The 26,513-nt window shown below is 61.5% G+C and carries 29 protein-coding genes; 17 read left to right on the top strand and 12 right to left on the bottom strand.

All coding sequences use genetic code 11. The features are described from left to right. Positions 1-130 precede the first annotated feature (130 nt). The 9 genes from rimP (at position 131) to ugpQ (ending at position 10,461) form a co-directional block, all read left to right on the top strand. Complete coding sequence (gene rimP, locus IG629_RS13355; RefSeq protein ID WP_319025083.1) at positions 131-628, top strand: ribosome maturation factor RimP; 498 nt, start codon at positions 131-133, stop codon at positions 626-628. A 50-nt stretch (positions 629-678) separates the two neighbouring features. Continuing rightward, entirely contained in the window at positions 679-2,253 is a 1,575-nt protein-coding gene (gene nusA / locus IG629_RS13360; RefSeq protein ID WP_193172440.1) for a transcription termination factor NusA, read from the top strand. Beyond that, a complete protein-coding gene (locus IG629_RS13365) occupies positions 2,231-2,893 on the top strand; it encodes an RNA-binding protein (protein ID WP_193172441.1) in 663 nt (220 codons plus the stop codon). The genes nusA and IG629_RS13365 overlap by 23 nt, the downstream gene beginning before the upstream one ends. 51 nt (positions 2,894-2,944) lie before the next feature. Further along, complete coding sequence (gene infB / locus IG629_RS13370; RefSeq protein ID WP_193172442.1) at positions 2,945-5,554, top strand: translation initiation factor IF-2; 2,610 nt, start codon at positions 2,945-2,947, stop codon at positions 5,552-5,554. Positions 5,555-5,596: 42 nt separating this feature from the next. Beyond that, positions 5,597-6,037: a 30S ribosome-binding factor RbfA gene (gene rbfA, locus IG629_RS13375; RefSeq protein WP_193172443.1), complete on the top strand. Its 441-nt coding sequence runs from the start codon at positions 5,597-5,599 to the stop codon at positions 6,035-6,037. After that, positions 6,027-6,953 (top strand): tRNA pseudouridine(55) synthase TruB, encoded by a 927-nt coding sequence (gene truB / locus IG629_RS13380; protein WP_193172444.1) that lies wholly within the window; start codon positions 6,027-6,029, stop codon positions 6,951-6,953. The genes rbfA and truB overlap by 11 nt, the downstream gene beginning before the upstream one ends. A gap of 14 nt (positions 6,954-6,967) precedes the next feature. Further along, complete coding sequence (gene rpsO / locus IG629_RS13385) at positions 6,968-7,237, top strand: 30S ribosomal protein S15 (protein WP_028466284.1); 270 nt, start codon at positions 6,968-6,970, stop codon at positions 7,235-7,237. 363 nt (positions 7,238-7,600) lie between these two features. Further along, positions 7,601-9,715, top strand: coding sequence for a polyribonucleotide nucleotidyltransferase (gene pnp, locus IG629_RS13390; protein ID WP_193172445.1), 2,115 nt, complete (start codon positions 7,601-7,603; stop codon positions 9,713-9,715). Positions 9,716-9,726: 11 nt separating this feature from the next. Further along, a complete protein-coding gene (gene ugpQ, locus IG629_RS13395; protein WP_193172446.1) occupies positions 9,727-10,461 on the top strand; it encodes a glycerophosphodiester phosphodiesterase in 735 nt (244 codons plus the stop codon). On the opposite strand, the gene IG629_RS23015 is transcribed toward ugpQ, so the two are convergent. Continuing rightward, positions 10,362-10,781: a ribbon-helix-helix domain-containing protein gene (locus tag IG629_RS23015; protein ID WP_193172447.1), complete on the bottom strand. Its 420-nt coding sequence runs from the start codon at positions 10,779-10,781 to the stop codon at positions 10,362-10,364. The two genes, ugpQ and IG629_RS23015, sit on opposite strands and share 100 nt — an antisense overlap. Before the next feature lie 254 nt (positions 10,782-11,035). On the opposite strand from IG629_RS23015, the gene IG629_RS13405 reads away from it, so the two are divergent. Beyond that, the gene (locus tag IG629_RS13405) at positions 11,036-11,905 is read left to right on the top strand and encodes a hypothetical protein (protein WP_193172448.1); all 870 of its coding nucleotides are present in this window, start codon (positions 11,036-11,038) and stop codon (positions 11,903-11,905) included. A gap of 27 nt (positions 11,906-11,932) precedes the next feature. Here IG629_RS13405 and IG629_RS13410 read toward each other — a convergent pair whose 3' ends face one another. From IG629_RS13410 to fabA, 3 genes are all read right to left on the bottom strand, one after another. After that, complete coding sequence (locus IG629_RS13410; RefSeq protein WP_193172519.1) at positions 11,933-12,718, bottom strand: enoyl-ACP reductase FabI; 786 nt, start codon at positions 12,716-12,718, stop codon at positions 11,933-11,935. A gap of 82 nt (positions 12,719-12,800) precedes the next feature. Further along, positions 12,801-14,024, bottom strand: a complete 1,224-nt coding sequence (gene fabB / locus IG629_RS13415; RefSeq protein ID WP_193172449.1) for a beta-ketoacyl-ACP synthase I — start codon at positions 14,022-14,024, stop codon at positions 12,801-12,803. A gap of 1 nt (position 14,025) precedes the next feature. Beyond that, the gene (gene fabA, locus IG629_RS13420) at positions 14,026-14,556 is read right to left on the bottom strand and encodes a 3-hydroxyacyl-[acyl-carrier-protein] dehydratase FabA (protein WP_226886691.1); all 531 of its coding nucleotides are present in this window, start codon (positions 14,554-14,556) and stop codon (positions 14,026-14,028) included. 254 nt (positions 14,557-14,810) lie between these two features. Between fabA and irrA the strand changes: the two genes are divergently transcribed. Continuing rightward, complete coding sequence (irrA, locus tag IG629_RS13425) at positions 14,811-15,242, top strand: iron response transcriptional regulator IrrA (RefSeq protein WP_193172451.1); 432 nt, start codon at positions 14,811-14,813, stop codon at positions 15,240-15,242. Positions 15,243-15,299: 57 nt separating this feature from the next. On the opposite strand, the gene IG629_RS13430 is transcribed toward irrA, so the two are convergent. Continuing rightward, positions 15,300-15,818, bottom strand: a complete 519-nt coding sequence (locus tag IG629_RS13430; protein WP_193172452.1) for an SH3 domain-containing protein — start codon at positions 15,816-15,818, stop codon at positions 15,300-15,302. Between the two features lie 159 nt (positions 15,819-15,977). Between IG629_RS13430 and IG629_RS13435 the strand changes: the two genes are divergently transcribed. After that, positions 15,978-16,964 carry a 2-hydroxyacid dehydrogenase gene (locus IG629_RS13435; protein WP_193172453.1) on the top strand — a complete coding sequence of 329 codons (987 nt, stop codon included), beginning with the start codon at positions 15,978-15,980 and terminating at the stop codon, positions 16,962-16,964. A gap of 23 nt (positions 16,965-16,987) precedes the next feature. Here the strand turns inward: IG629_RS13435 and IG629_RS13440 are convergent, their stop codons facing one another. From IG629_RS13440 to coaBC, 5 genes are all read right to left on the bottom strand, one after another. Beyond that, entirely contained in the window at positions 16,988-17,167 is a 180-nt protein-coding gene (locus IG629_RS13440) for a hypothetical protein (RefSeq protein WP_193172454.1), read from the bottom strand. 176 nt (positions 17,168-17,343) lie between these two features. Then, positions 17,344-18,132 (bottom strand): HesA/MoeB/ThiF family protein, encoded by a 789-nt coding sequence (locus tag IG629_RS13445; RefSeq protein ID WP_193172455.1) that lies wholly within the window; start codon positions 18,130-18,132, stop codon positions 17,344-17,346. A 5-nt stretch (positions 18,133-18,137) separates the two neighbouring features. After that, the gene (gene cysK, locus IG629_RS13450; protein ID WP_193172456.1) at positions 18,138-19,097 is read right to left on the bottom strand and encodes a cysteine synthase A; all 960 of its coding nucleotides are present in this window, start codon (positions 19,095-19,097) and stop codon (positions 18,138-18,140) included. A gap of 121 nt (positions 19,098-19,218) precedes the next feature. Beyond that, entirely contained in the window at positions 19,219-19,677 is a 459-nt protein-coding gene (dut, locus tag IG629_RS13455) for a dUTP diphosphatase (RefSeq protein WP_193172457.1), read from the bottom strand. Further along, the gene (gene coaBC / locus IG629_RS13460; protein ID WP_193172458.1) at positions 19,674-20,879 is read right to left on the bottom strand and encodes a bifunctional phosphopantothenoylcysteine decarboxylase/phosphopantothenate--cysteine ligase CoaBC; all 1,206 of its coding nucleotides are present in this window, start codon (positions 20,877-20,879) and stop codon (positions 19,674-19,676) included. The genes dut and coaBC overlap by 4 nt, the downstream gene beginning before the upstream one ends. A 269-nt stretch (positions 20,880-21,148) precedes the next feature. Between coaBC and IG629_RS13465 the strand changes: the two genes are divergently transcribed. Both IG629_RS13465 and IG629_RS13470 read left to right on the top strand, forming a co-directional pair. Beyond that, positions 21,149-21,334 carry a DUF4160 domain-containing protein gene (locus tag IG629_RS13465; protein WP_193172459.1) on the top strand — a complete coding sequence of 62 codons (186 nt, stop codon included), beginning with the start codon at positions 21,149-21,151 and terminating at the stop codon, positions 21,332-21,334. Then, the gene (locus IG629_RS13470) at positions 21,334-21,777 is read left to right on the top strand and encodes a helix-turn-helix domain-containing protein (RefSeq protein WP_193172460.1); all 444 of its coding nucleotides are present in this window, start codon (positions 21,334-21,336) and stop codon (positions 21,775-21,777) included. Before IG629_RS13465 ends, IG629_RS13470 begins: the two co-directional genes overlap by 1 nt. 127 nt (positions 21,778-21,904) lie before the next feature. Here IG629_RS13470 and ubiB read toward each other — a convergent pair whose 3' ends face one another. Together ubiB and ubiE are read right to left on the bottom strand one after the other, a co-directional pair. Continuing rightward, the gene (gene ubiB / locus IG629_RS13475; RefSeq protein WP_193172461.1) at positions 21,905-23,452 is read right to left on the bottom strand and encodes a 2-polyprenylphenol 6-hydroxylase; all 1,548 of its coding nucleotides are present in this window, start codon (positions 23,450-23,452) and stop codon (positions 21,905-21,907) included. A 6-nt stretch (positions 23,453-23,458) separates the two neighbouring features. Next, a complete protein-coding gene (gene ubiE / locus IG629_RS13480; protein WP_193172462.1) occupies positions 23,459-24,199 on the bottom strand; it encodes a bifunctional demethylmenaquinone methyltransferase/2-methoxy-6-polyprenyl-1,4-benzoquinol methylase UbiE in 741 nt (246 codons plus the stop codon). Between the two features lie 169 nt (positions 24,200-24,368). Between ubiE and mutM the strand changes: the two genes are divergently transcribed. From mutM to IG629_RS13495, 3 genes are read left to right on the top strand one after another with little or no spacing between them, the layout of a single operon-like run. Continuing rightward, the gene (gene mutM, locus IG629_RS13485; protein ID WP_193172463.1) at positions 24,369-25,199 is read left to right on the top strand and encodes a bifunctional DNA-formamidopyrimidine glycosylase/DNA-(apurinic or apyrimidinic site) lyase; all 831 of its coding nucleotides are present in this window, start codon (positions 24,369-24,371) and stop codon (positions 25,197-25,199) included. 16 nt (positions 25,200-25,215) lie between these two features. Then, positions 25,216-25,617 (top strand): hypothetical protein, encoded by a 402-nt coding sequence (locus IG629_RS13490; protein WP_226886692.1) that lies wholly within the window; start codon positions 25,216-25,218, stop codon positions 25,615-25,617. A 49-nt stretch (positions 25,618-25,666) separates the two neighbouring features. Then, entirely contained in the window at positions 25,667-26,443 is a 777-nt protein-coding gene (locus IG629_RS13495; protein ID WP_193172464.1) for an enoyl-CoA hydratase, read from the top strand. The last annotated feature ends 70 nt before the right edge of the window (positions 26,444-26,513 follow it).

The following is a 26,513-nucleotide window of genomic DNA, read 5'->3' on the forward strand; positions in this document are numbered from 1 at the left end:
GCAGCTTCCATTACAAGACCCAATCGGTAAAGCTGATAGGGTGGGCCAACGGCCCACTTTTTTTTTGTGCTTTGCCAGAGGGAATTCCGGTTCAATCCGGGGCGAGACTTACGAGACTTAGAGGATACGGGTGACGCAACAACTGAACGAGAAGATCGCCGCGATGATCGGCCCCTCAATTGAATCGATGGGCTACGATCTCGTGCGGGTGATGTTCACCGGCGGCAAGAAGGCGGTCCTCCAGATCATGGCGGAGCGTTCAGACCGGGCTCAGATGACGGTTGAGGATTGCGCAAGCATCAGCCGGGCGGTTTCTCTCATTGTTGATGTCGAGGACCCGATCTCCGGGGAGTACAATCTGGAAGTCAGTTCTCCCGGTATCGACCGGCCGCTGGTTCGCCCGGATGATTACGACCGGTTCGTCGGCTTCGAAGCGAAGATCGAGCTCGAGGTTGCGGTGAACGGACAGAAGAAGTTCCGGGGCGAAGTGCGCGGGGCTGAGAACGGTGATACCATTGTGATCGATAAGGGGGGGGAGCTTTTGAGTTTCCCGTTCGCGTCGATCCGGACGGCGAAATTGGTTTTGACCGATGATTTGATTGCTGCCGCTGAACGCGGCGAGATCTGAGCACCGGTTTCGGTAAAAAAACAGAATTCAACGGCAAGAAGACGCGATCCATGGAAACGGCAACCCAACCCAAGCTTGAACTGATTCAAGTCGCTGATGTTGTTGCGCGCGAAAAAGGCATCGAGCGTGACGAGGTGCTTGAGGCGATGGAGCAGGCGATCCAGAAAGCCGGTCGCTCCAAATACGGCCATGATCACGATATTCGGGCGAATATCGATCGTCAGACTGGTGCCATCGAGCTGATGCGCGTCACCGAAGTCGTCGACGAGGTCGAGGACGAGATGACGCAGATCCCGGTTGCCGCCGCTCAAAAACGGGATCCGGAACTGAAGGTCGGCGATCTGATCGTTGATCCGCTGCCGCCGATCGATTTCGGCCGTATCGCTGCGCAGACCGCCAAGCAGGTGATTGTGCAGAAGGTCCGCGAAGCCGAGCGCACTCGTCAGTTTGCCGAGTTCAAGGATCGGGTCGGCGAAGTCGTCAACGGCATCGTCAAGCGGGTCGAGTTCGGCAATGTCACCATCGATCTCGGCCGGGCCGAGGCGGTGTTGCGCCGTGACGAGTTGCTGCCGCGCGAGAGCTTCCGGAACGGTGACCGGGTCCGGGCCTACATCTATGACGTCCGCGAAGAACAGCGCGGCCCGCAGATCTTCCTGTCCCGTACCCATCCGCAGTTCATGGCGAACCTGTTCAAGCAGGAAGTGCCGGAAATCTACGACGGTATCATCGAGATCAAGTCGGTCGCCCGCGATCCGGGCAGCCGTGCGAAGATTGCGGTCATCTCTTATGACGGCAGCATCGATCCGGTCGGCGCTTGCGTCGGCATGCGCGGCTCGCGCGTGCAGGCCGTGGTCGGCGAGCTGCAGGGCGAGAAGATCGACATCATTCCGTGGTCCGAGGATCCGGCGACCTTCGTGGTCAATGGTCTGGCCCCGGCTGAAGTCAGCAAGGTTGTTCTCGATGAAGAGCAGCGCCGCATCGAAGTGGTGGTGCCGGACGATCAGCTCAGCCTGGCCATCGGCCGCCGCGGCCAGAATGTGCGTCTCGCCTCGATCCTGACCGGCTGGGATATCGATATCCTGACCGAGGCCGAGGAATCCGAGCGCCGCCAGGAAGAGTTCAAGACCCGGTCGCGGACATTCATCGAGTCTCTTGATATCGATGACGTGATTGCTCATCTGCTGGTTGCTGAAGGTTTCAGCACGGTTGACGAGATTGCCTACTCGCCGCTTGAGGATCTGGTCAGCATCGAAGGTTTCGATGCGGATATCGCCGAAGAGCTGCAGAACCGGGCACTGGTCTTTGCCGAGGCGGAGCGTAACCGCCTGCAGGACCAGACCAAGGAACTCGGCGTTGCCGAAGACCTGCTTGCTTTCGAAGGCCTGACGCTGGCGCATGTGGTGAAGCTTGCCGAACAGGGCGTGAAGACGTTAGACGATCTGGCCGATCTTGCCGGTGACGAGCTGATCGAAATGCTGCCTGAGGCCGGTTTCGACCAGTATGCCGCCAATGGCGTCATCATGGCGGCCCGGGCCCACTGGTTTGAAGATGAAGAGGGCGAAGAGCCCGACGCTGGCGCCGAAGACGCTGCTGGGGAGGCTCATGACGAGACCCCAGCAACATGAGCGCCTCGCATTAGTCGAGGGCGATGATCTAGGCCGTAATCTGCGGCGCTGCATCGCCACCGGCGAAAGCGGCGAGACGGAGCGGATGATCAGGTTCGTTATTGGGCCTGATGATACGGTGGTTCCGGATCTGTCCGAAAAACTCCCGGGTCGTGGCCTGTGGGTGACGGCGAGCCGTGATGCGCTTGTCGAAGCCAGCAAGAAGCGGGCATTTTCGCGGGCGGCGAAGCAGAAAGTCGCGGTTCGAGAGGATCTCGTCGAGGCTGTGGAAGCCATGCTTGTCGCCTCGACCCAGTCTCTTATCGGCCTGGCTCGCCGGGCCGGTGCGGCCATTGCAGGTCATGCCAAGGTGGAAGACGCCTTGCGGCACAGAAAGGCCTCGCTCCTTATTGAGGCGTCCGATGGCGCCGTCGATGCTCGGCAGCGCATGACGCGCCTCGGCGACGGCGTTCCGGCTGAAGCTCTTCTGACGCGCTCCGAGCTTGGAGCGGCGTTCGATCGGGAGCAGACCGTACACGCAGCCATCCTGGCGGCGGGAGACCATTCGAAGGGCCTGACGGTCCGTTTGACACGAGAATTTGCAAGACTCTCAGGATTCCGGGGCGATATTTCGCGACTCGGGTTGGAAAACATCGGCTAGGGGTGTATTGAGGCCCCAGCCCGGTATTACGGAAAAGACGCGCGACCTAGAATGACAACAAGCAACGAGACTGATCGCAAGAAATTGAGCCTGTCCGGTAAGAAGCTTTCCCTCGGAAAGTCTGCCGACACGGATCAGGTTAAGCAGAGCTTTTCCCACGGGCGCTCCAAGACTGTTCAGGTCGAGCGGCGCAAAAAGCGCGCCGGTGGTCCCGGCGGTTTCGGAGGCGACGCTGGTGGCTTGAGCGCGGAAGAGCGGGAACGCCGGACGCGGGCGCTGAAAGAGGGCTTGCGTCAGCAGGAGGAGGCCGCGACGGCCGCCGCCGCTGCAGCTCCGCAGGCTGCTCCAGCCGCCGAAGCCATTGCCGATGCTGCTCCCGAACCGGCAGCGGCTCCCGAGCCTCTTGATCGGCGACAGGCCGAGCTTGAAGAAATGCGTAAGATTGCGGATGCCGAAGGTCGCGTCCGTGATGAGGAAACAGCACGGCTCGCCGAAGAGGCCGCCGCACGCGAGGCCAAAGCCAAGGCCGAGCAAGCTGCAGCCCGGCCGGCGGAAACCCGCAATGCTCCGGCGGCACGCGCGGCGGATCCGGCGCAACCGGCACCGGCTGCCGACGACGAGGATGGCCGGCGCCCCAAGCGCCGCACCTCCGGTGCTCCTGGCCGCCCCTCCGGCGCCCCTGCCACTCCGGATCGGCGCCCGGCGCCGACCCCGAACCGGCGTGGCGAACAGCGCCGCCGGTCCGGCAAGCTGACCGTTTCCCAGGCACTGGACGATCGCGGTGGTGAACGCTCCCGCAGTCTTGCTTCCGTGCGCCGTGCCCGCGAACGCGAAAAGCAGCGGTTGCGGGAAGAGGGCGGCGAGCAGGCCAAACAGATCCGTGACGTGGTCATTCCGGACGCGATTACCGTCCAGGAACTCGCGAACCGTATGGCGGAACGTGGCGGCGACGTGATCAAGACGCTCATGAAAATGGGCATGATGACAACCATCACGCAGTCCATCGACAGCGACACGGCCGAGCTGGTTGTTGCCGAGTTTGGGCACCGCTCCAAGCGCGTTTCCGAGTCCGACGTTGAACTTCAGCTCCAGGGCAAGGACGACGCCCCGGAGGACATGCAGTCCCGTGCGCCGATTGTCACGGTCATGGGCCACGTCGATCACGGCAAGACCTCGCTGCTCGACGCGCTCCGGCGCTCCGATGTGGCTGGTGGCGAAGCAGGCGGCATCACCCAGCATATCGGTGCCTATCAGGTGACCGTGCCGTCTGGCGCGAAGATCACTTTCCTCGATACGCCGGGTCACGAAGCCTTCACTGAGATGCGGGCGCGCGGCGCCAACGTCACGGACATCGTTGTCCTGGTGGTGGCGGCCGATGACGGCATCATGGCGCAGACGATTGAAGCCATTCGGCATGCGAAAGCTGCTGGCTGCCCGATCATCGTCGCGGTCAACAAGTGCGACCTTCCGGGCTCAGATCCGAGCCGCGTGCGTCAGGAACTCCTGCAGCACGAGATCGTGGTCGAGGAAATGGGCGGCGACGTTCTGGCCGTGGATGTGTCCGCGAAGACCAAAGCGGGCCTCGACAAGCTTGAGGAAGCTATTCTTCTGCAAGCCGAGGTGCTTGAAGTCAAAGCCAACCCGGATCGCCGCGCCGAAGGTGCCGTGATCGAGGCGAAGATGGAGAAGGGACGCGGCAGCGTCGCGACCGTTCTCGTCACCAAGGGTACGCTCAATGTTGGCGATATCTTCGTTGCCGGTGCCGAATGGGGCCGGGTGCGGGCGCTTCTGGACGATCATGGCCAGCGTACGGACAATGCCGGCCCGAGTATTCCGGTTGAAGTTCTTGGTCTGCAGGGTACGCCGGTCGCGGGTGATGAATTCGCAGTGGTCGAGACTGAAGCCCAGGCACGCGAGATCGCCGAATACCGGCAGCGTGTGATGCGCGAGAAGTCGGCTGTTGCCGGCGCGCGTGGCTCCGTCGAACAGATGCTGTCGGCCATTGCGGCCGGACAGGCCGAGGAACTGCCGGTGGTCATCAAGACCGACGTGCACGGCTCCCTCGAAGCGATCCGCTCGACACTCGAAAAGATCTCCAATGATGCTGTCGCCGTGCGCATCCTGCATGGTGCCGTTGGCGGCATCAGCGAGTCCGATGTCGCTCTGGCCAAGGCCTCGGGCGCGCTGATCATCGGCTTTAACGTCCGGGCAAACCCGCAGGCGCGTGACATGGCGCAGCAGGAAGGCCTCGAGATCCGCTACTACTCGATCATCTATGAGCTGATCGACGACATCAAAGCGGCGCTCACCGGCATGCTGTCTCCGGATCTCAAGGAAGAGTTCCTTGGAAATGCGGAGATCCGCGAGGTCTTCAACATCACCAAGGTCGGCAAGGTCGGCGGTTGCATGGTTACCGAAGGCATGCTCCGGCGTGCGGCCAAGGTACGTCTGCTGCGCGATAACGTCGTGATTCACGAAGGTACGCTGAAGACGCTCAAGCGCTTCAAGGACGAAGTTAAGGAAGTCCGCGAGGGTTACGAGTGCGGCACCGCCTTCGAGAACTACAACGATATCCAGGCTGGCGACCTCATCGAGTGTTTCGAGGTGAAGGAAGTGGCGCGGAGCCTCGAATCAGTCCAGCGGGCCAGCACCTCGTCCTGAGCGGCGGGGTTTGACTGTCACACAGTCTGACGGGAGCTAAAAATGGTTGGATCGCACCCTGATAAGGCGGGGCGGCGCGGACGGGCGCCGTCACAACGCCAGCTACGTGTCGGCGAGGAAGTACGTCATGTACTTGCCGGCGTGTTTCAGCGCGGTGATTTGCACGATCCAGAACTGGAAGGCGCTTCGATCACGGTCAGCGAGGTCTCGGTAAGTCCGGATCTGCGCAATGCGAACGTGTTCGTCATGCCTCTCGGCGGCAGCCACGCGGATGATGTGCTCGGCGGGCTGAAACGTGCGGCGCCGTACCTGCGGACCATGCTGGCCAAGCAGATGACGTTGCGTACCGTGCCGCGTCTCCGCTTTATCATCGACAATGCATTCGAGACTGCCAACCGGATCAACGAGGTGTTCCAGAACCCGGTGGTGCGCGCGGATCTCGAGAATAAAGACGAGACGGAAGAGGGCGGCAATGGCGCGTAGGAAGCGCGGCAACCCGGTCAATGGCTGGGTCATCCTGGATAAACCGTCCGGCGTGACCTCGACCCATGCGGTGTCCGCCGTTCGGCGCGTGTTCGATGCCCAGAAGGCCGGGCATGCCGGAACACTTGATCCGCTGGCCACCGGAATTCTGCCGATTGCACTCGGCGAGGCAACGAAAACCGTGCCTTACGTGATGGATGCCTCGAAGGAATACACCTTCGAAGTGACCTGGGGCGAAGAGCGCACCACAGATGACCTCGAAGGTACTGTTTGCGGTACCACGGATGCACGTCCGGACATCGAAGCGATTGAGGCGGCGTTACCCCAGTTTCAGGGCGTCATCACGCAGGTTCCGCCGATATTCTCCGCCGTCAAGATCCAGGGCCAGCGGGCCTACGATCTGGCGCGGAAGGAAGAGCCGGTCGAACTTTCGCCGCGCGAGGTGCGGATCGATTTCTTTGAGCTGGTCGAAGCCCGGGACGCAGATCATGCGCTGTTCCGTGTCGGCTCCGGCAAGGGCGCTTACATGCGCAGTCTCGCGCGGGATCTGGCACGTGCCGCCGGGACGCTCGGACATATTTCGATGCTGCGCCGGCACCGTGTCGGCCCGTTCCTCGAAGCGGATGCGATTTCGCTGGATTCCTTGAAAGCTTTGGAGCATAGTCCCGCCGCTTTCGAGCACCTATTACCGGTAGAAACAGCGCTGGACGGCATCCCGGCGCTCACTCTGGCCGGTGCGGAGGCAAATAAGCTCAGATGCGGTCAGTCCGTTCCGGTTTTCCGGGCCATGGACCTTGACCGTTTCGGAGATCTTCGGGAAGGCGACATTATGTACGCCGTTTCCGGGGGCAGTCCCGTTGCGATCGGACGGATCGACGGCGGCTGTATTTGTCCGATGCGCGTACTCAACCTTTGACCTAGGAGTATCCGATGTCGATTACGCAAGAGCGCAAAACTGCGCTGATCGAACAGTATGGCCGCAAAGAGGGCGATACCGGCTCTCCCGAAGTTCAGGTTTCGATCCTGACCGAGCGGATTGTGAACCTCACCGAACACCTGAAGACCCACAAGAAGGACTTCCACTCCCGCCGTGGGCTTCTGATCATGGTTGGCCAGCGCCGCCGTCTTCTCGACTATCTGAAGAGCAAAAACGTCGAGCGCTATCAGGTCATCATCAAGGAACTGGGCCTGCGCCGCTAATCCCTGCAGCGCTGCCAAAAACAGTTACGCGTCCGCCCCGCGATTTCCGTGGGGCGGTTTGCGTTTCTGCAGGGCTTTCGGGATCGCCATATTGGGTTTGACGCCCCCGGCGATCCATGCGATTGAAGGCCCGCTCAATAGAGGAAAAAAACCGAAGAACCGTACCGATGAGACACCGATAAATATGAGCCGTGTGTCACCTCGCTCGACCCTGTGTTCGGTAACCATGGGCCCCCTGACCAGTTCTCCCGCGCCCCGTGAGGCGATGCGTTCGAAGAACCGGACCGGATTGCCCCATTCCAAGCCAAACAAAGGACAGAACGAGGATCGGATCCGAGCGGTTCGGCTTTGAAGGAAAGCTGAATGTTTCAGATACATAAAAAAGAGATCGACTGGGGCGGGCGCAAGCTGACGCTCGAGACAGGTAAAGTTGCGCGTCAGGCCGACGGCGCCGTCATGGCGACGATGGGTGAGACGACTGTTCTGTGTACCGCTGTGTACGCGCGGCAGCCGAAGCCGGGGATCGACTTCTTCCCGCTGACCGTGAACTACCAGGAAAAAACCTTTGCCGCCGGCAAGATCCCGGGTGGTTTCTTCAAGCGCGAAGGTCGTCCGACGGAGAAAGAGGTGCTGACGTCGCGCCTCATCGACCGTCCGATCCGCCCGCTTTTCGTCAAGGGCTTCAAGAACGAAACGCAGGTCGTCTGCACCGTTCTGTCCCATGACCTGGAAAACGATCCGGACGTTGTCGCCATGATCGGCGCTTCCGCCGCACTGACGATTTCCGGTGTGCCGTTCCTCGGCCCGATCGCGGCCTGCCGCGTTGGTTACAAGGATGGCGAATACATCCTGAACCCGCGCCAGAGCGATCTGCCGGATTCCGATCTGGACTTGATGCTTGCCGGCACCCAGGAAGGCGTGCTGATGGTCGAATCCATGGCCTCCGAGCTGTCCGAAGAGGTTATGCTTGGCGCCGTTAGCTTCGGGCACAAGGCGTTCCAGCCGGTGATCGATGCGATCATCGACCTGGCCGAAGAATGTGCCAAGGAGCCGATGGATCTGCCGGCCGAAAGCGAAGATCTGGGTCGGGTGCGCGATGCACTGAAGGCCGGTATCTCTGCCGACATGACCAAGGCCTATGCCGAGCCGAACAAGACCCAGCGCCAGCAGAACGTTTCTGTGGTCCGGGAAAAGGGCATGGCCCTGTTCGAGGACGCCGCAGACAAGGATCTTGCCAAGGGCCTGATGAAGGGCATCGAAGCCGATGTCGTGCGTGGTGCGATCCTGAAGACCGGACAGCGGATCGACGGTCGCGACACCAAGACGGTGCGCCCGATTGTCTCCGAAGTCGGTATTCTGCCGCGTGCCCATGGTTCCGCTCTGTTCACCCGCGGTGAAACCCAGGCTCTGGCCGTCGCCACCCTCGGCACCGGTCAGGACGAGCAGATCATCGATGCGCTCGAAGGCGAATATCGCGAGAACTTCATGCTGCATTACAACTTCCCGCCCTATTCGGTCGGTGAAGCGGGCCGCATGGGGTCCCCGGGACGCCGTGAAATCGGTCACGGCAAGCTGGCATGGCGCGCGGTGCGTCCGCTGCTTCCCTCCAAGGAAGCCTTCCCCTACACCATCCGCGTGGTCTCCGAGGTTACGGAATCGAACGGCTCCTCCTCGATGGCGACGGTCTGCGGCACCTCCCTCTCTCTCATGGACGCGGGTGTTCCGCTGTCCTCTCCGGTTGCCGGTATCGCCATGGGCCTGATCAAGGAAGGCGACGACTACGCCGTCCTGTCCGACATCCTCGGTGACGAAGATCATCTCGGCGACATGGACTTCAAGGTTGCGGGTACCGAGAACGGCATTACCTCGCTGCAGATGGATATCAAGATCACCTCGATCACCGAGGAGATCATGAAGATCGCTTTGGATCAGGCGAAAGACGGTCGTGTTCATATCCTCGGCGAAATGTCGAAGGCTCTGACCTCTTCTCGCGAAGGTGTTTCCGAGAATGCTCCGCGGATCACCACCATCAGCATCCCGACCGACAAGATTCGTGAAATCATCGGCCCGGGCGGCAAGATGATCCGTGAGATCTGCGAGACCACGGGTGCGAAGATCGACATTGACGACGATGGCACCGTGAAGGTCGCAGCGGTCGATACCGCTTCCACCGAAGCAGCGCTGGAGCGGATCCGCTATATCGTCGCGGAGCCGGAAGTCGGCGTGATCTATAACGGCAAGGTCGTGAAGACCGTCGATTTCGGCGCCTTCGTGAACTTCCTTGGTGCCAAGGACGGCCTCGTTCACATCAGCGAGCTGAAGAACGAGCGCGTCGGCAAGACCACCGATGTGGTCAATGTCGGTGACGAGGTTAAGGTCAAGGTCCTGGGCTTCGACGATCGCGGCAAGGTCAAGCTGTCCATGAAGGTCGTCGACCAGGAAACCGGCGCCGATCTTTCCGCAGCAGAAGAAGCGTAAGAGCGCTTCCCATGAGCCTCCGGCTGTCCCGCTTTGTCGGACATCGCGGGATTGCCGCAGAGGCTCCTGAAAACACATTGACCGGCTTCCGCCTTGCGGCGGAGGCCGGTTTTTCGTGGGTCGAGTTTGATGTGATGTTGAGCGCGGACGATGTGCCGGTGCTGCATCACGATGAGACACTGGGCCGCACGAACAACGGCTCCGGACCGGTTGCGGCCCACACGCTGTCCGCGCTGAAGACCCTCGATGCCGGTGCCTGGTTCGGCCCCGGCTTTGCGGGAGAACGTATCCCGACCTTCGCGGAGGCCATCTCCTGCTGCCGTGCTCTGGGGCTCTCCATGAATGTGGAAATCAAGCCGACCAAGGGACGGGAAGTGCACACAGCCGAGCTGGTCTCGGACATGCTGAACGATCTCTGCCCGGACCTGACGGACCGGATCATTGTCTCCAGCTTCGTGCCGGGCTGTTTGCGGATTGCGCAAGAAAAAGCCCCGGATTTTCTCCGAGGCTATTTGTCAGACTCTATGGCAGAGGGATGGCGAGAGGGGGCTGAGGAGCTTGGATGTTTTTCGGTTCACCCAAACCATGCTCGCCTGGATGCCGATTTAATTGCGGCTATCCAAGAGGCAGGCTTCCGTATTCTTACCTATACGGTGAACGATCCGGAACGGGCTGCAAGCCTCATTGGCTGGGGTGTGGATGCGGTCATTACCGATGAACCCTTGGCGGCCGCTGCGCTGGCCTGAGTTGCCCGGCCGGCATTCATCCGGGCGAGATCCCGCCAGTAGCCAAGCATGAAAACCCGCATTGCTGAAGGAACCGAGCTGGAGCCGCGCGTCCGGTCAATCTCGTTGATCAGCGCCTTGGTATTGTAGCCGAGCCTTTTCGAGACGAGATCGAACATCGACCACTCTTCCGGATGGAGGCAGATGCTCGTGCGCCTGCTTTCTAAACGGAAATGGCGGCGCACCATACGGCTGGCGTCGCGGTCACCGTCTTCAACCGTCTTAAGGGCGGATCCGAGTATGTCTTTACCCTGTTCGGACGATTTCAAGCTCTCTGCCATGAGGTGTCTCCAAGTAGTAGGGTTCTTATAATCGTCACTATTCCCAGAAAAATGGGAAAGCGCAAGCGTAAATTGTTCAGGATACCCGTCTAGCGTGTCTATATTGCATACAACGGTGCACGATAAACAGTAAATCCCTTGAAAACATTGGATAAAAGATTTTTAAAAAATCTACGCCAGACTAATGGGTGAGAAAATCATTCCCAGAAAAATGGAAATTGCATTCCCAGAGAAATGGGAATAAGGTCTTAGGTATGGGCCGATTCAAACAAGCGATATCGAAGCTCGAAGCGGAATTGCGGCACCGTTGCCACCGCTATTACGTCGAGACGGGAATTCGGAAATACAAACTCGCTTCAGCAGCGGGTATATCCGACACATTGCTCAAAGGCATCGATAGCCCCGATTTTGAGGCGTCGATGAAAACCTTGCAGCGGCTGGACGAGGTTATCCCGGAAGACTGGGAGCCGGTCGGTACGGGCAGTGGCGGAAAAATTCTGGTTCCAGGGCAGGTCGACCCGGTCATTGGCTACAAGGTCTGGGAGAGCGATCTTAGCCGCAGCCGCAAGATCTATGTGCGCGATGAACTCCTGCACGGGCTCGATCCGGACCAGATGGAGCGCTGCGCACTCTATATAGAGAAGGCCCGCGATCCCGAGGGGCGCCTGATCGAAGGCAAATTCAAGATCGAAGTGCTAAGGGCCATTGCCCCGCAGTGCGCCATCCATGTTTTCGATGTGGGTGAGGAAGATCCCGACAACTATTTTATCGAGCACTGGGATGCCGGCACCGGCTTCTGGAAAGGTGCGGATATGACCGGGATGAAATTCGCTGAGCTTGATGACGAAGCGCTGCGGCGTTGCCAGCTCGAGGATTACCTGGTCTGCCGCGAAACCAAATGGCCAAACCTATCGATCGTGCACCGTAATTATGCGCACGGCGAAGAGCGGAACTTCCTCCGCCTGCTCTTCCCCTTCGAAGCCAGTGACGGGTCGCCGAAAATCCTGAGCATCACGCGTCCACAGTCCTCTGGACTGGCCGTGGACCTGCTGAAGAAAAAGCTGCCGGGATATGACCTGAAAAGCGGCGAAGGCATTGTAGACCTCCGCAGCCGGCGCTCCTGAGGCCTTTTACGAACCTCTCTTCGCGAATCAGTCTTCCGTCGTCCGTTCCGGCTTGGGGATGGCGACGGTATGGAACCCGCCATCCACATAGTGGATTTCCCCTGTCACGCCTGCGGACAGATCGCTCAGCAGATAGAGGCCGGCCTGCCCGACTTCCGTCAGGGACGCATTGCGTTTCAGCGGTGCGTTGGTCTCTGCGAAGCGGAAGGTATGACGGGCATCGGCGATGGCCGATCCGGCAAGGGTCTTCATCGGACCGGCGGAGATCGCATTGACCCGGATACCGTGTTCGCCCAGATCGGCCGCCAGATACCGGACACTCGCTTCCAGAGCAGCCTTGGCGACACCCATGACATTGTAGTTCGGCGTCGTCCGGTTGGCGCCGAGATAGGACAGGGTCAGCATGCTGCCGCCGTCCTTCATCAGAGGCCATGCCCGGCGGGCGATGTTGGTGAAGGAGAAGCAGGAGATGTCGAGCGTGTTGAGGAAATTCTCCCGCGAGGTGTCCGCGTAGCGGCCTTTCAATTCGTTCTTGTCAGAATAGGCGATGGCGTGCAGCACGAAATCCAGACCGCCCCAGGCAGTGCCAATTTCATCGAATGCCCGATCCAGCGCGTCGTCGTCCGAGACGTCGCACATAACGGCGAGCGGGGAGCCGACGCTCTCCGCCAGAGGATGAACCCGCTTTTTCAGGGACTCGTTCTGGTATGTGAAAGCCAGCTGGGCGCCTTGCGAGGCGGCTGCGGCTGCGATCCCCCAAGCGATCGATCGGTCGTTGGCGACCCCCATGATCAGGCCGCGCTTGCCGGCCATCAGGCCTTTATAGGGTGCCGCTTGCGTGTCCTGTTGATCAGCCACGTCGTCAATCAGGTCGGTCATCCCGGTCGCTCCGCTATCAGGCGTCGTATTTCTGGAAGGCTAGCACGGCGTTCGTACCGCCGAATCCGAAACTGTTCGACATGGCAACGCGGAGCCCGGCATTGTCGACGCGCTCCCGAACGATCGGCATGTCCTCGACCTCGGGGTCGACGGTTTCGATGTTGGCTGAGGCTGCGATGAAGTCGTTCTTCATCATCAGGAGCGTGTAAATCGCCTCGTGAACGCCGGTCGCGCCTTGCGAATGGCCACTCAGGGATTTTGTAGAACTGATCGGCGGGATTGCGTTTCGGTTCTTGAAGACTTCGCGGATGCCTTCCAGCTCGATCGTGTCGCCGACCGGCGTACTGGTGCCGTGCGCGTTGATGTAGTCGACCGGACCTTCAACGTCTTTCAGTGCCATCTGCATGCACCGCACGCCGCCCTCGCCGGAGGGCGCGACCATGTCGGCGCCGTCGGACGTGGCGCCGTACCCGACGATCTCACCGTAGATCTTGGCGCCGCGTGCCTTCGCGTGCTCAAGCTCTTCGAGGATGAGCACCCCGCCGCCGCCGGAGATAACGAAACCGTCGCGATTGGCATCGTATGCGCGCGATGCTTTGTCGGGCGTGTCGTTATATTTCGAGGAAAGCGCGCCCATGGCGTCGAACAGAACGGAGAGCGTCCAGTGCAGCTCTTCGCCGCCACCAGCCAGCATGACGTCCTGCTTGCCCATCTGGACCAGTTCATACGCGTTGCCGACGCAGTGCGAGCTGGTCGAGCAGGCCGATGAGATGGAATAGCTCAGGCCCTTGATCTTGAAGGCCGTCGACAGGGTGGCGGAATTGGTGCTGCACATGACCCGGGGCACCATGTAGGGGCCGACCCGTTTCGGACCCTTCTCGCGCGCCGTATCGAAGGCTTGCATCATGTTGGATGTCGACGGGCCGCCGGAGCCCATGACCAGGCCGGTCATGGGGTTGCTGATATCCTCGGGCTCCAGGCCAGCGTCTTCGATAGCCTGCTGGGCCGCGATGTAATTGTAGGCCGCGCCGTTACCCATGAAGCGCATCAGCTTGCGATCGATATGTTCCGCCGGGTCCAGCTTGATCGAGCCGTGGACATGGGAGCGGAAACCGAGATCGGCATAGTCCGGTGCGAATTCGATGCCGGACTTGCCGGCACGCAGGGAAGCGGTCACTTCCTCTGCATTGTTGCCGATGCTGGAGACGATCCCGAGCCCGGTGACGACGACGCGACGCATATCAATTTGCTCCTTCGGCAGCCGTGTTCTGGAACAGTCCGACGCGAATATCCTTGGCCTCGAAGACCGTGGTGCCGTCGCAATCAACGCGGCCGTCGGCGATCCCCATATAGAGCTTGCGCATGATAACGCGTTTGAGGTCCAGCGTGTAGGTCAGCCGCTTTGCCGAGGGCAGTACCTGACCGGAGAATTTCACTTCGCCGACAGAGATCGCGCGGCCTGAGCCCGGTCCGCCCATCCAGCCGAGCGTGAAGCCGAGCAGCTGCCACAGAGCATCCATGCCGAGGCATCCCGGCATCACCGGATCGCCGACGAAATGGCAATCGAAGAACCAGAGATCCGGTTTGATGTCGAACTCAGCCGTCACGACACCCTTGTCGTAGGCGCCGCCGCTGGTCGAGAGGTTGGTAATGCGGTCGAACATCAGCATTGGCGGCATTGGAAGCTGCGCATTCCCGGGGCCGAAAAGCTCTCCCTTGGCGCATTTGATCAGGTCTTCGTAATCGAAGCTGTTCTTTTCCTTGAAGTCCAACAATGCCGTTCCTTCCCGTACGTCAGCGCTTATCGTCTGGCGGGACCTTGTTCGGCCCCATGATAGACTGCAACCGCGCGACCGCGCCATCTCTCACGTTTCATGCACCGCCTACCCTAAATATAGTAGGGAGCGCAAGCAATCAGGTGGCGCAAGATGCCCGATGACTTGACATATGGGACGGATTAACGCTCTGTCTAAGGATTGAGGCGCCTGAATGGCGAGACCCCGAGAGACCGAATGGGATACCGGGAATGAGTAGTGCTGAAACCCATAGCGAAACGCAGAGCCTGTCCGGGCGCCTGACGAAGGCCGGACTGCGCCCGACGCGTCAGCGTCTTGCCCTTGCGGATCTTCTGTATGCGGCGGGCGACCGTCACGTGACGGCAGAGCAGCTTCACAAGGAAGCTGGCGAAGCCGGGATCACGGTTTCGCTCGCCACGGTTTACAACACTTTGCATCAGTTCACCGGATCCGGTTTGCTGCGGGAAGTCGTGGTTGAATCCGGTCGTTCCTATTTCGATACGAACACCACGGATCACCATCATTTCTTCGTCGAGGACGAGTTGCGTCTGACGGATATCCCGGCGGAGAGGGTTGGTTTCGTCAATCTTCCGGATGCGCCGGAAGGCACGGAAATCGAGCGGGTCGATCTGATTATCCGTCTCAAGGCGAAAGAACTGTAGGGCGGATCAAAAGCCCGCGAGATTCTAGCGCCCCTGTGTTTTAGCGCCCTTCTATTATCAGCGCAGGGACTCGTCCACGCGGATACCCCAGATCGCCGATCTGTGTACCCAGCCGCTGAGGCCGGATACTTCAATCTCACACCATTCCCGCGCGCAGCTTTCCAGCCAGGCGATCACGCCCGGCTCCAGATGCGCCACTGCCGGCGCGCTGTCGGCGGACTCGCGGCGGAGCGTCCGGTTGCGGCCAATCACCAGTACGGAACGCCGGCCTGACAGCATGCTCTGATGCACCCAGCCCTCGGTGCCTTCAAAATCCCGGACTTTCCGCCAGTTCTCGAACTCGGAAACGATCTCGACCGGCATGTTCTCCCGGACGAAGACCCAGTCCACCGGATACCGCACGCCGGGCCCGGTCCGGACATTGACCTCTTCGGCCTGAAGCGTGACATAGCGGGGAATCGGCAGGCCGGTTACGCTGCCAACGGTCTCGGCCCGAACGGCCGTATTCAGGCCGGCCAGTAACGAAGTCGGGACGATCAGCAGGGCGAGGATCAGCGAGAGCGGTTTCAGAAACATAGTGCGTATCCCGGATTGACGGCCCACCCTACCACTACGATTGGGGTGGAGTAAGAGGGCGCGCCGCTATATAGCGGAGATACTTGCCACTTTGTGGACAATTCACCGGACGCCTGATATTTCCCGGAAGAACAGGGTTTCGGGGCGAAGGATAAATCCATGACAACCAGTAAGCCGCTTGTCATCGTCACGCGGAAGCTTCCGGATCCGGTGGAAACCCGGATGATGGAGCTATTCGATACGCGGCTGAACATGTCGGATGAGCCGTTCTCGAGGGAGCAGCTGAAGGCCGCCATGGCCGAAGCGGACATTCTTGTTCCGACCGTCACAGACAAGCTTGACGCCAAATTGATCGAGGATGCCGGCCCGGGTCTGAAGCTGATTGCTTCTTTCGGCACGGGTGTCGACCATATCGATGTGCCTGCGGCCAAGAAGAAGGGCATCATCGTCACCAACACCCCCGGCGTGCTGACCGAGGATACGGCGGACATGACCATGGCGCTGATCCTTGCGGTGCCGCGCCGTCTGGTCGAAGGCGAAAAGCTGGTCCGCTCCGGAAAGTGGGAAGGCTGGGGGCCGACGGTGATGCTTGGTCACCGCATCCACGGCAAGCGCCTCGGCATTATCGGCATGGGCCGGATCGGACAGGCTGTGGCGAAGCGGGCCCGCGGGTTCGGGCTTTCGGTCCACTATCACAACCGCCGGCGGTTGCATCCCGAGATCGAGCAGGAGCTGGAAGCGACCTATTGGGACAATCTGGATCAGATGCTGTCCCGCATGGATATCGTCTCGGTGAACTGCCCGCGCACACCTGCCACCTACCACATGCTGAATGCGCGTCGGCTCGCGCTGCTGCAACCGCATGCCTATCTGGTCAACACCTCGCGCGGCGAGGTGGTGGACGAGGAGGCGCTGGTTCAGGCGCTGTCAAACCGGGACTTCGCCGGTGCGGGCCTGGATGTGTTCGAGCACGAGCCGCAGGTCGACCCGAAGCTGCTGAACCTCTCCAATGTCGTGCTGCTGCCGCATATGGGCTCGGCGACGATCGAGGGACGGATCGATATGGGGGAAAAGGTGATCGTGAACGTGAAGACGTTCGTCGACGGCCACAGGCCACCTGACAGGGTGCTCGAACTCGAGTTCTAGGCTTCCGGTTTACAGACCGCCACTTACTGGCCGAAAAACGCGCTGGCGTCGCCGGAGCCGACCATTACGCCGACCAGAACCAGACTCAGGACCAGGGTGATCCCGAGAAGGGGCAGCCCCCAGGACCCGCTGGCCTGGAGATCGGCTTCGCTTGGCACCACGCCGTTGCCGCCGTTTCGTTTTTTCGCTTTGTGCCCATTCATGGTTCTTACTCTCCCGGACCGACCTGGATTTCGCCCGATTGCGGAATCAGTCGCGTCCTCATCATTCTCACTCGATTAGATGAAGATATGGTAACGGGCCGGATTATTTCCAATCCGATATCGATCATCGACGTGGCATATGACACATGACGATCAGGACCGAATTGAGGCGGAGATCAGGCGATTTCGCGGATGCTCGGGTCGGTGCCGCAGAGTGCGCAGCCTGGATCGCGGGCGGCTTTCATCTTCCGAAAGGTCGGGCCCAGCGCATCATAGATCAGGAGATGACCGGAAAGGCTGCTGCCGAGATCGAGCAATTCCTTGATCACTTCGGTAGCCTGCAGCGTGCCGATGACACCGGCGACCGCCCCCAGAATACCGGCCTCCTCGCAGCGCGGGATCATCCCCGGTGGCGGCTCGGTCGGGAACAGGCAGCGGTAGCAGGGCTCGCCCTCATGCCCGGAGACGCCGCCGCGGAATGTCGCAAGCTGACCCTCGAAGCGGAGCAGGGAGCCGGAGACCAGTGGCTTGCCGGCAAAATAGGCGGCATCGTTGACGAGATAGCGGGTGGCGAAATTGTCACTGCCATCGGCGATCAGGTCATAGTCGGCGAAAAGGGCCGCCGCGTTTTCAGCGGTCAGCCGTTCCTCGTACTGGTTCACCTGAATGCCTGGATTAATCCGGGCGACGGACTCCGCCGCCGATGCGACCTTGGAGATACCGATCGAAGCGGTGCCGTGAGCGATCTGCCGCTGCAGGTTGGTCAGATCGACTTCATCATCATCGACAATGCCGAGAGTGCCGACCCCGGCGGCGGCGAGATAGAGCAGCAGTGGCGAGCCGAGCCCGCCAGCGCCGATCACCAGAACCCGGGCCGAGAGGAGGCGCTCCTGCCCCTCCTCGCCGACCTCGTCCAGAATCAGGTGGCGGGCATATCGATGGAACTGTTCGTCGTTCAGTTCCATGCCGCTTATTCCCCGAGGCCCTCGAACAGGGCGGTCGAGAGATAGCGCTCGGCGAAGCTCGGGATGATGACGACGATCCGCTTGCCTTCCATTTCCGGGCGCTTGCCGATCTCGAAAGCAGCAGCAAGGGCGGCGCCTGAGGAGATGCCGGCCGGCAAGCCTTCGATGCGGGCTGCCTCGCGGCTGGTCTCGATAGCGGTCTCGTTGCTGACCTTGATAATCTCGTCATAGATCTTCGTGTCGAGAATGTCCGGCACGAAACCGGCGCCAATCCCCTGGATCTTGTGCGGTGCCGGGCTGCCGCCGGAGAGCACCGGGCTGGCTTCTGGCTCGACGGCCACGACATGGAGTTTCGGGTTGCGCTGCTTCAGCACGCCGCCGGCGCCCGTGATGGTGCCGCCCGTGCCGATACCGGAGACAAAGGCGTCGATATCGCCGCCGGTATCCGCCCAGATTTCCTCCGCCGTGGTGCGGACATGGATATCCGGGTTCGCCGGGTTGGCGAATTGCTGCGGCATGAAGGAGCCCGGCGTTTTGGCGACCAGCTCCTCGGCCTTCGCGATTGCGCCTTTCATGCCCAGCGGTGCCTCGGTCAGCACAATTTCGGCCCCGAGGAACGCCAGCATCTTGCGGCGCTCGATCGACATGGATTCCGGCATGGTCAGGACCAGCTTGTAGCCCTTGGCAGCCGCGACGAAGGCAAGGCCGATGCCGGTATTGCCACTGGTCGGCTCGATAATGGTGGCGCCCGGTTTGAGCTCTCCGGAGGCTTCGGCGGCTTCGATCATCGCCTTGCCGATCCGGTCCTTTACCGAGGCCAGCGGATTGAAGAACTCAAGCTTCGCAAGGATGTCCGCCTTGACGCCCTTGGCTGCTGCCAGCTTCGAGACGCGGACGAGGGGTGTCCCGCCAACCGTATCAAGGATGCTGTCGTAGATTTTTCCGCGGAATTCGGTTGCGCTCATCTGGTGTTCCTCCCTCGGGGATGTCCTGTCCCGCTCAAGCTGGTCAATCCCGCCCGGCTCTTAAACGGCCGATACGGAACAAGTGTGTGTATGTTCGCGCGCCAGCGCCCAGTCAGCTGCGCTACCCGGTCCCGGTCGAACCGAAGCCGCCGCTACCCCGTGCTGTTTCGTCCAGCTCTTCGACTTCCTGCCAGCGCGCCTGGATCACCGGCGCCACCAGCATCTGCGCGATCCGCATGCCGCGGGTCACGGTGAAGGGCTGCTGGCCGTGATTGATCAGGATAACGCCGATCTCACCGCGATAATCCGCATCAATGGTGCCGGGCGTGTTCAACTGGGTAACGCCATTGCGCAGCGCCAGCCCCGAACGGGGCCGGACCTGCGCTTCGAAGCCTGGCGGCAAGGCGATCGAAAGGCCGGTAGGAATCAGCGTGCGCTCGCCCGGCGCAAGAACGACATCCTCGGAAATCGCGGCCATCAGATCCATGCCGGCGCTGTCTTGTGTCTGGTATTCCGGCAACGGAAGATCGGCGCCGTGCGACAGGCGGCGGACGCGGACGTCGATGGTGGCGGAAGTCATGCCGTGAAATGCTCCGTGATGCGGGTGGCGAGTTTTGCGGCCACCTCTTTCTTGCTCAGGGTGGGCCAGTCCTCGGCGCCGTCCCCGGTGATCAGGTGAATGGTGTTGGCGTCCCCGCCGAAGGTGCCCGTCGCCGGGCTGACATCGTTGGCCATGATCCAGTCGCAGCCCTTGCGAGCGCGCTTCTCGGTGGCGTGGGGGATGACGTTTTCCGTTTCGGCTGCGAAACCAATAACCAGAGCAGGCCGTTTGCCGTCGAGCCCGGAAACCGTCTTCAAGATGTCCGGGTTCTCGGTCATGGAGAGCGCCGGGATATCCCCGCTGCCATCCTTCTTCAGCTTCTGCGTCGCTTCCTCGGCCACGCGCCAGTCGGCGACGGCGGCGGCGAAGATGGCAATATCGGCAGGCAGGGCGGCTTCGACCCCGGACAGCATCTGCCGTGCGGTCTCTATATGCTGGACGGTGACCCCTGCCGGATCGGGCTCCCGCGTCGGGCCGGTGACCAGTGTCACCTCGGCACCCGCTGCCGCAAGCGCCGCCGCGATGGCGTGGCCCTGCTTGCCGGAAGACCTGTTAGCGATATAGCGCACCGGATCGATCGGCTCATATGTCGGCCCGCTGGTGACCACGGCGCGCTTGCCTGCCAGAGGTTTCGACGCTGGATCAAGCTGCGCCGCGACGGCTTCGGCAATCGCCGCAGGCTCGGCCATGCGACCCGGCCCGAACTCGCCACAAGCCATGTCGCCCTCGTCCGGCCCGATGAAGGAAATGCCGCGCTCCGTCAGGACTTTCACGTTCTCCTGCGTCGCCGCATGGGTCCACATTCGGACATTCATCGCCGGTGCGGCCAGCACCGGCGTGTCGGTGGCAAGCAGCAATGTGGAGGCAAGATCGCCCGCCAGCCCGGCCCGCATCTTCGCCAGCAAATCGGCGGTGGCCGGCGCGACGACAATCAGATCGGCGGAACGGGAAAGCTGGATATGCCCCATCTCCGCCTCGTCGGTGAGGGAGAAGAGATCGGTATAGACCTTGTCTTCGGTCAGCGCCGAGAGACTAAGCGGCGTGACGAATTCCTCGCCCGCTTTCGTCAGCACCGCGCGCACGGCAATGCCGCGCTTGCGCAGCAGCCGCACCAGCTCCAGCGCCTTATAGGCGGCTATGCCGCCGCCGACGATCAGCAGAACCCGTTTGCCGGAGGCCATGTCCCGGACCTTTCAGATGTCTCAGACGAGGCGGACTCTAGGGCCGGTGCAGTCGGGAGGCAAGGAGGGGGCACTATCATCCCGGAGATGGCGGAACCGCTGCAATGGCTTCGGGAGACTCTGCGTGAGGGTTGTTTCCTCGGCGCGGCTGAAAAACCGGCCTGTTCCTCTCATATTTGAGGATACAAACACGAAAAATTTTCGTATTATTTGCAGCGCGGGTCAACCGGATGCCGACAATCAGGATATTCACGAATTGCAGGATAGTGATGTATTTCGACGACCATCTCCCGCCACATTTCCATGTGATCACGACCGATCATCGCGAAGCGCTGGTCGCGCTTGAGGATAATAGGATTCTCGCGGGGCTTCCGGCACGGGAGGTTCGTGAGGCACTTGATTGGGCTGCGGAGCACCGTGCGTTGATCGTAGCGAAGTGGGCGGAGTTGAACTGATGGAGCTGTTTCGAATCCAGGATGCCTGCTTTCGCACGGAAGGACATTCCGCAGTGGCCGAGCTGGTTTTCCACACGGGAGAAAAGCTCGAAATAGATTTTGCCGAGCGGGCCAGGAACCGGCCGAAGCTGAAGCCACTTCTCGACCCGAAGGTTTTCGAGGCGGGCAAGATTGTCGATGACGGTATTGCCGTGGAATGGCCGTGTGGCATCGAAATCGATGCGACGTCATTGCACAGGACAGCGCTTGCCATGTTCTTTCGCGCCTGGCGGAAGGGGCACGGAATGTCGCAGACCATAGCGGCGTCTGCACTTGGGCTGACCAGCCGTACGGTCCAGAACTATGAAGCGGGGGAGCAGGATATTCCGCGCACCGTGATGCTGGCCATGCGCGGTTTCGATGCGTCGCCCGATCTGCGCGACGGCGTTGCCGCGCTGACTTGAACGCGGGTCTATCCTGCCTTCCAGAGTGTCGAGCCGGTTGTTGGCAGCACTGGTGACAGTCAGGACCTTCAGACGTGGAATAGTGTCCGGGCTCAGTACTGCACCGGCTGCGCAGGGGGCTGGTTTTTCAGCCGAAGAGCAGTGCCGCGACAGCGATTGCGAGCGCCAGCCAGACCGGCCAGAAAGAGCGGCGGCGTTTCGCGCTCTCCTCCGCAAAGCGGGCAACGGTATCGGGATGCAGCTTTACCCCGCCCTCGGTCAGCGAGCCCATCACCCTGTCGGCGGTCTCGACCATCTGCGGCAGGCGCTCGGCGAGGGCGATGGCGTGGGAGGTAGCTTCCCTGATCCGGGCCTGGGGACCGCGATGCTCCAGCATCCAGTCCTCGATCATCGGTCGGGGCAGCTCCCACATATTGACCTCGGGATTGAGCGTCCGGCCGACGCCTTCCGCCACCACCATGGTCTTCTGCAACAACAGGAGCTGGGGCTGGGTTTCCATCTCGAACTGTTCGGTGATGCGGAACAGCTGCGCCAGCAGACGGGCGACCGAGATTTCGTGCAGCGGGCGGCCGAGCAGCGGCTCGCCGATGGAGCGGCAGGCCTGGGTGAAGGCGTCGATGCTTTTGTGTGCCGGCACGTACCCGGCCCGGAAATGCACCTCGGCGACTTTGCGGTAATCCCCGGTAATAAAACCCGTCAGCATATCGGCGAGGAAATAGCGGGTCTTCTGGTCGAGCCGACCCATGATGCCGAAATCGACGGGCACGACGCGGCCCTCGGCGTCCACGAAGGCGTTGCCCGGATGCATGTCGGCATGGAAGAAGCCGTCGCGGAACACCTGGTTGAAGAAGGCGGTGGCGGCCCGGCGCAGGATTTCCGTCGGCTCCTGCCCATTTTCGATCAGCGTTTCCAGATCGTCGATCCGCGTGCCGTGCACCCGCTCGACAGTCATCACCCGGGCGGTAGTGCGGCTCCAGTTCACCCGCGGTACCCGGAAACCCGGGTCGTCCGCGAAATTCTCGGCCAGCTCGGATGCGGCGGCGGCCTCCATCCGGAGGTCCATTTCCATCTCGACGGTTTCGGCGAAAAGGTCGATCACCTCGACCGGCTTCAGGCGGCGGATCCAGGGCCAGTGCTCTTCCAGGAGCTCGGCGATCCAGTGAAACAGGTCAAGGTCGCGGGCGAAGCGTTTCTCGATATCGGGCCGCAGGATCTTGACCGCGACTTCCTCGCCGTCTGTTGTGATCGCGAAATGCACCTGGGCGATGGAGGCGGCGGCAACCGGTTTCTCGTCGAAGCTGCTGAACACGTCTTCGATGGGACGGCCGAGTTCTTCCTCAAGCGTCTGCCTGGCAATGGCGACCGGGAAGGGTTTCAGGCGATCCTGCAGGCGGGAAAGATCGTGTGCCTGCTCCTCGCCGATCAGGTCGGACCGGGTGGCGAGGGACTGGCCGAACTTGATGTAGCTGGGGCCGAGGGCGCTGAGCGCTGCCGCGAGGCGCTCGCCGGGGCGCAGCCGGTCATAGCGCCGGTCCCGGAACATCAGGACAAACCGCGCCGCGAATGCCAGCGCCGGTGCTTGCGGGACGTTGGCAAGCGGAGCCAGCGCGCCGTGCCGGGCGAGGATCCAGGCAGAGCTGCACAGACGGACGAGATTACGAAGGGCGCGCCACATGATCGGTCAGATCTTCCAGGCTGAATGGATGGCCGCGATGCCGCCGGAGAGATTGCGGTAGCGGATACGGCCGAAGCCGGCGTCGTCGATCCGGTCGACGAAGCGCTCCTGATCCGGGAATTTTCGGATGCTTTCAGCCAGATAGAGATAGGCGTCGCGGTCGTCTGCGACACGGGCGCCGATTTCCGGCAGCACCTTGAAGGAATAGAAATCATAGACCGGATCGAGCGCCGGCAGGGCGAGACGGCTGAATTCGAGGCAGAGGAAACGCCCGCCCGGCTTCAGCACACGTCGCGCGTCGCGCAGGGCGGCGTCGATGTCGGTCACGTTCCGGAGCCCGAAGGCGATGGTGTAGAGATCGACCGAATTGCTCTCGATCGGCAGCATCTCGGCATTGCCGACGGTCCAGGTCAGGTCCTCGACCCCATTCTCGGCCGCCCGCTCCCGACCGACAGTCAGCATCGCCTCGTTGATATCGCAGACAATCACCGGCCCGCCGCCGCGTTCCCGGTAACGGAAGGCAATGTCGCCGGTGCCGCCGGCCACGTCCAGCAGGGTAAGGTCCGGGCGCGGCGCCACCCAGTCCATCAGCGCGGCCTTCCAGAGCCGGTGGATGCCGAGGCTCATCAGGTCGTTCATCAGGTCGTAGCGCCCGGCGACGGAGTCGAAAACCTCGCGCACCAGCCCGGCTTTCTCGCCGACTGGCACATCCTTGAAGCCGAAATGGGTGGTGGCGTTCTCAGTCATCGCGCAAATCCCGCTGCCGCATGGAGGCGGTCCCAAGGATCGCCCCACCCGTGATCTAGCCCAGAGTGAGCGGCAATCCAACAGGAGAAGCAATGGCCATCCGGTCATGCTTGCCCATGTCTGCCTGCTCCCGTACAGAGGAACAGACGCCGAAGCGAAGGGGTGCGACGTGCCTGAATTGCCCGAGGTTGAAACCGTAATGCGCGGCCTGCAGCCTTTTATGGAGGGCAAGCGGCTGGTGCGTGTGGAGCAGCGGCGTCCGGATCTGCGCTGGCCGTTTCCAGAGGATTTCGTTGCCCGGCTCGAAGGCCAGCGGGTTGCGAGCATGTCGCGGCGGGCAAAATACATGCTCGTCCATATGGAAGATGGCACGGTGCTGATCTGGCATCTCGGCATGTCCGGCCGGGTCACCATCGACGAGACCCGCCCGGCGGAGCTGGACCGGCACGATCATGTGGTCTTCACCACCGAGGACGGCACAGTGATCCGGTTCAACGATCAGCGCCGTTTCGGCTCCATGGATCTCGCGTCTGAGGCCGAACTTCCGGCTCACAAGCATTTTACCGGGATGGGGCCCGAGCCGCTTTCCAATGCCTTTAACGGCCCGGCGCTGGCCGCCGCCCTGAAAGGCAAGCAGACGCCGATCAAGGCAGCTCTGCTGGATCAGAAGGTCGTCGCGGGGCTGGGCAATATTTATGTTTCCGAGGCTCTGTTCCGCTCCGGTATCTCTCCGCTTCGCAAGGCCGCTAACGTGCAGGGCGCGCGGGCCGAGCGGCTGGCAGGGGACATCCGGGAGGTGCTGCAGGCGGCGATCCGGGCTGGCGGCTCCACGCTACGGGACCATGCCCGGCCGGACGGGGAGCTCGGTTACTTCCAGCATGAATTCGCCGTCTATGACCGCGAGGGCACGGCATGCCCGGTGGAGCCCGGTCACGGGCCGATCCGCCGTATTGTTCAGTCCGGCCGATCCACTTTCTATTGTCCACGCTGCCAGCGGTGAGGTAGAAGCTGCCATCATGTCTATCCGGCAAAACAACAAGCGCGGGTCCGCACTCCGGGCGCTTCGGCTCCTCGTCAGAGTGTTCGTCTTCGTCCTGCTGCTGGCTTCTGCCCGGACGGCATGGGCGGCGGACGGCTTTGTTGAAGGCTTTGCCGATTTGCCCCTGATGCCGGGTCTCGAACAGATTCCCGATGCCTCGCTGGCATTCGATGCAGCCAGCGGGCGGATCGTGGTTGCCTTTGCCCGCGGACCGCTGCCGGTCGCGGGCATTCAGACTTTCTATGCGGAAACCCTCGGTCAGCTCGGCTGGACGAGGGCGGGCGAGAATACCTACCAGCGCGAGGGGGAGAGCCTGACGCTGGACTTCACGCCGGACGGTGCTGATACGCTTGTCCGGTATTCCTTATTGCCCAGATGACCGGCGGGCCTGTCCCGCTGGCGCGCAACGGATGAATGGGAGCGATCCGATGCCATACGAGAACATACTGGTTGAGAAGAAGGGGGCCGTCGGCCTCATCACCCTGAACCGGCCAAAGGCGCTGAATGCCCTGTCCAGTCCGCTGATGGCGGAGCTGAGCAAGGCGCTCGCCGGTTTTGAGGCGGATGACGAGGTCGGCTGCATGGTGCTTACCGGCAGCGAGAAGGCTTTCGCCGCCGGCGCCGACATCAAGGAGATGCAGAGCAAGAGCTTCACCGACGTGTTCAGCCAGGATTTCATCACCAGCGGCTGGGAAGATCTGACCCAGTGCCGCAAGCCGGTGATCGCTGCGGTCGCGGGCTATGCGCTCGGTGGCGGCTGTGAAGTGGCGATGATGTGTGATTTCATTCTGGCCGCCGATACGGCGAAATTCGGCCAGCCGGAGATCACCATCGGAACGATCCCAGGGGCCGGGGGCACGCAGCGTCTGACCCGTTTTGTCGGCAAGTCAAAGGCCATGGAAATGTGCCTGACCGGACGGATGATGGACGCCGAGGAAGCCGAGCGGGCGGGACTTGTGAGCCGCGTCATTCCGGCTGCAGATTTGCTGGACGAAGCGCTCAAGGTGGCTGGCAAGATCGCTACTCTCTCCCGTCCGTCGGTCCTGATGGCGAAAGAGGCTGTCGACCGGTCCTATGAGACCACTCTGGCTGAAGGTATCAACTTCGAACGGCGGATGTTCCATTCCACCTTCGCGACCGAAGACCAGAAAGAAGGGATGTCGGCATTTGCGGAAAAGCGACAGCCCAGTTTCAAGAACCGCTGATTCTTAAATCAGTCGGATTTACGCGGTTGACGCGACGGGGGTGCTCGTCTATAAGCCGCCCTCTTGAATT

The organism is Nisaea nitritireducens (genome assembly GCF_014904795.1).
Taxonomy (GTDB): Bacteria; Pseudomonadota; Alphaproteobacteria; order Thalassobaculales; family Thalassobaculaceae; genus Nisaea; species Nisaea nitritireducens.

Coding starts and splice junctions, on each gene's coding strand:
- IG629_RS13410 (WP_193172519.1), bottom strand. CDS start 12,718: ATGGCCGGCAAGCGCGGCCTGATCATGGGGGTCGCCAACGACCGATCG.
- IG629_RS13495 (WP_193172464.1), top strand. CDS start 25,667: ATGCCATACGAGAACATACTGGTTGAGAAGAAGGGGGCCGTCGGCCTC.
- IG629_RS13365 (WP_193172441.1), top strand. CDS start 2,231: ATGACGAGACCCCAGCAACATGAGCGCCTCGCATTAGTCGAGGGCGAT.
- IG629_RS13465 (WP_193172459.1), top strand. CDS start 21,149: ATGTATTTCGACGACCATCTCCCGCCACATTTCCATGTGATCACGACC.
- ugpQ (WP_193172446.1), top strand. CDS start 9,727: ATGAGCCTCCGGCTGTCCCGCTTTGTCGGACATCGCGGGATTGCCGCA.
- IG629_RS13470 (WP_193172460.1), top strand. CDS start 21,334: ATGGAGCTGTTTCGAATCCAGGATGCCTGCTTTCGCACGGAAGGACAT.
- fabB (WP_193172449.1), bottom strand. CDS start 14,024: ATGCGTCGCGTCGTCGTCACCGGGCTCGGGATCGTCTCCAGCATCGGC.
- dut (WP_193172457.1), bottom strand. CDS start 19,677: ATGACTTCCGCCACCATCGACGTCCGCGTCCGCCGCCTGTCGCACGGC.
- ubiE (WP_193172462.1), bottom strand. CDS start 24,199: ATGACTGAGAACGCCACCACCCATTTCGGCTTCAAGGATGTGCCAGTC.
- rbfA (WP_193172443.1), top strand. CDS start 5,597: ATGGTTGGATCGCACCCTGATAAGGCGGGGCGGCGCGGACGGGCGCCG.
- infB (WP_193172442.1), top strand. CDS start 2,945: ATGACAACAAGCAACGAGACTGATCGCAAGAAATTGAGCCTGTCCGGT.
- rpsO (WP_028466284.1), top strand. CDS start 6,968: ATGTCGATTACGCAAGAGCGCAAAACTGCGCTGATCGAACAGTATGGC.
- IG629_RS13430 (WP_193172452.1), bottom strand. CDS start 15,818: ATGTTTCTGAAACCGCTCTCGCTGATCCTCGCCCTGCTGATCGTCCCG.
- coaBC (WP_193172458.1), bottom strand. CDS start 20,879: ATGGCCTCCGGCAAACGGGTTCTGCTGATCGTCGGCGGCGGCATAGCC.
- pnp (WP_193172445.1), top strand. CDS start 7,601: ATGTTTCAGATACATAAAAAAGAGATCGACTGGGGCGGGCGCAAGCTG.
- truB (WP_193172444.1), top strand. CDS start 6,027: ATGGCGCGTAGGAAGCGCGGCAACCCGGTCAATGGCTGGGTCATCCTG.
- IG629_RS13445 (WP_193172455.1), bottom strand. CDS start 18,132: ATGGAACTGAACGACGAACAGTTCCATCGATATGCCCGCCACCTGATT.
- nusA (WP_193172440.1), top strand. CDS start 679: ATGGAAACGGCAACCCAACCCAAGCTTGAACTGATTCAAGTCGCTGAT.
- cysK (WP_193172456.1), bottom strand. CDS start 19,097: ATGAGCGCAACCGAATTCCGCGGAAAAATCTACGACAGCATCCTTGAT.
- IG629_RS23015 (WP_193172447.1), bottom strand. CDS start 10,781: ATGGCAGAGAGCTTGAAATCGTCCGAACAGGGTAAAGACATACTCGGA.
- IG629_RS13405 (WP_193172448.1), top strand. CDS start 11,036: ATGGGCCGATTCAAACAAGCGATATCGAAGCTCGAAGCGGAATTGCGG.
- ubiB (WP_193172461.1), bottom strand. CDS start 23,452: ATGTGGCGCGCCCTTCGTAATCTCGTCCGTCTGTGCAGCTCTGCCTGG.
- irrA (WP_193172451.1), top strand. CDS start 14,811: ATGAGTAGTGCTGAAACCCATAGCGAAACGCAGAGCCTGTCCGGGCGC.
- IG629_RS13435 (WP_193172453.1), top strand. CDS start 15,978: ATGACAACCAGTAAGCCGCTTGTCATCGTCACGCGGAAGCTTCCGGAT.
- IG629_RS13490 (WP_226886692.1), top strand. CDS start 25,216: ATGTCTATCCGGCAAAACAACAAGCGCGGGTCCGCACTCCGGGCGCTT.
- IG629_RS13440 (WP_193172454.1), bottom strand. CDS start 17,167: ATGAATGGGCACAAAGCGAAAAAACGAAACGGCGGCAACGGCGTGGTG.